Here is a 2,343-nt window from a genome sequence, read left to right on the forward strand (position 1 = left end):
TGCCGCAGCTGCGGCACACGATCACCACGTCCACGGTCCTGATCGTCGTCGGCTCGCTGACGTACTTCGAGACGGTCCTGATCCTCACCAAGGGCGGCCCGGGCACGGACACCGCGGTCCTGCCGTACCTGATGTACGAGGCGGGCTTCAAGCAGTACGACTTCGGCTACGCGAGCGCCATCGCGACGACCCTGGTCATCGCCGCGACGGGCCTCTCGCTCGTCCTCGTACGGCTGACCGGGTTCGGCTCCATGCGCAGCACCCGCGAAGGGATGTGACGGCATGTCACACGACACGTTGGCGCGCCCCGCGAAGACCCGGCGGCCGGACGGGGGAGAACCGCCGACCGCCGCCCGGCGACGGCGCCACTGGACACGGCGGGCCAACCCCGTCGCGGGCCTCGGCGCGTTCGTCTGGCTGGTCGTCGTCCTGATCCCGATCTACGCGATGCTGTCGGCCTCCCTCACGAGCGCGGACAAGGCCCTGACGGGCAATCCGCTCAAGCCGCCCACGGACCCGACGCTCGACAACTACAACACCGTGCTGAGCAGCGGCTTCGGCCATCTGCTGACCAACACGGCGATCGTCGCCGTGGCGGTCGTCGGTATCGTCCTCGCCCTGTCCGTCCCGCTCGCGTACGTGGCCGTCCGCACCCGGAACCGCTGGTCGAACGCCGCGTTCCGGCTGTTCCTCCTCGGTGTGGCGATCCCCGCCCAGGCGGTCGTCGTCCCGCTGTACCTGCTGATCGCGAAGCTCGACCTGTACGACACGCTGCTGGCGGTCATCCTGCCGACGGCGGCCTTCGCGATGCCAGTGTCCGTGCTGGTGCTGGTCGGCAGCCTGCGGGACGTCTCGGAGGACCTGTACGAGGCGATGGCCCTGGACGGCGCCTCACCCGCACGGATGCTCTTCCAGCTGACGATCCCGCTGGCCAAGGGCGGCATCAGCACCGTGGTGATCTACTCGGCGCTCCAGGCGTGGAACGGCTTCCTGTTCCCGCTGATCTTCACCCAGTCCGACGGGCCACGGGTCCTCACCCTCGGCCTCTTCAACTTCGTCAGCCAGTTCGGCGTCAACATCCCCGCCGTGCTCGCCTCGGTCGTCCTCTCCGGCATCCCGATCTTCGCCGTCTACCTGGTGGCGCGACGGGCCCTGGTGGGCGGGCTGATGGGCGTGGGCGGCAAGTGAGCGCGTCCCGCGCCCCCGAGCCCTTCCCGCACCGAGCCTTCTTTCTCGCCCCCGAGCCTTTTCCGCACCCCTGAAACTCACCACCACCGACAGGAGTTTCATGACCACCTCTTGGCGTGACCGCGCCCTGCCCGCCGCCGAGCGGGTCGAGGACCTGCTGTCCCGGATGACCCTCGAAGAGAAGACCGCGCAGTTGTACGGCGTCTGGGTGAAGAGCGACGCGAACGGCGAGGACATCGCCCCCGACGAGGCGGGCATGACGGAGGCGTTCGACTTCGACGAGTTGATCACCCGGGGTCTCGGCCAGCTCACCCGTGTCTTCGGCACGGCGCCCCTCGACCCCGAGGAGGGCGCGCGGGTCCTGGCCCGTTTCCAGCGCCGCATCATGGCCGCGAGCCGTTTCGGCATCCCGGCCGTCGCCCACGAGGAGTGCCTGGCCGGCTTCACGAGCTGGCGGGCGACGGCGTACCCGGTGCCCCTCGCCTGGGGCGCGACCTTCGACCCGTCCCTCGTCGAGGAGATGGCCCGGAGCATCGGCCGGGACATGGCGTCGGTCGGCGTCCACCAGGGTCTGTCCCCCGTTCTCGACGTCGTCCGCGACCCGCGCTGGGGGCGGGTCGAGGAGACCGTGGGCGAGGACCCGTACCTGGTGGGCACCATCGGCTCCGCGTACGTCCGGGGCCTGGAGTCCGCCGGGATCGTGGCCACGCTGAAGCACTTCGCGGGGTACGCGGCGTCCGTGGGCGCCCGCAACCACGCACCCGTACGCGCGGGCGTGCGCGAGTTCGCGGACGTGGTCCTGCCGCCGTTCGAGATGGCGCTGCGGGAGGGCGGCGCCCGCTCGGTGATGGCGGCGTACACGGAGACCGACGGCATCCCCGTGTCGGCCGACCGGGCCCTGCTCACGGAACTCCTCCGCGGCGACTGGGGCTTCACCGGCACGGTCGTCTCCGACTACTTCGGCGTCGGCTTCCTGGAGACCAACCACCGGGTGGCGAGCAGCCGCGCGGAGGCCGCACACGCAGCGCTGGCCGCCGGGATCGACGTGGAGCTGCCGAGCCTGCGCTGCTACGGCGAGCCCCTGGTCGAGGCCGTGAAGGCGGGCGGCCACGTCCACCAGGGACTCGGGGATCTCGCCCGCCTTCACCGCCTCGA

Annotated in this window: 2 protein-coding genes and 1 pseudogene; all 3 read left to right on the forward strand. The window is 70.9% G+C overall.

The genetic code is table 11. The features are described from left to right. Positions 1–278: pseudogene (locus AOK23_RS43410) on the forward strand (sugar ABC transporter permease); the annotation flags it as partial. A 4-nt stretch (positions 279–282) separates the two neighbouring features. Further along, complete coding sequence (locus AOK23_RS43415; RefSeq protein WP_055717854.1) at positions 283–1,188, forward strand: carbohydrate ABC transporter permease; 906 nt, start codon at positions 283–285, stop codon at positions 1,186–1,188. Positions 1,189–1,288: 100 nt separating this feature from the next. Continuing rightward, positions 1,289–2,343: glycoside hydrolase family 3 protein (locus AOK23_RS43420; protein WP_276205813.1), on the forward strand; the 1,055-nt coding region annotated here is incomplete at its 3' end.

The sequence above is a fragment of the Streptomyces torulosus genome, from assembly GCF_001419765.1.
Classification (GTDB): domain Bacteria; phylum Actinomycetota; class Actinomycetes; order Streptomycetales; family Streptomycetaceae; genus Streptomyces; species Streptomyces torulosus.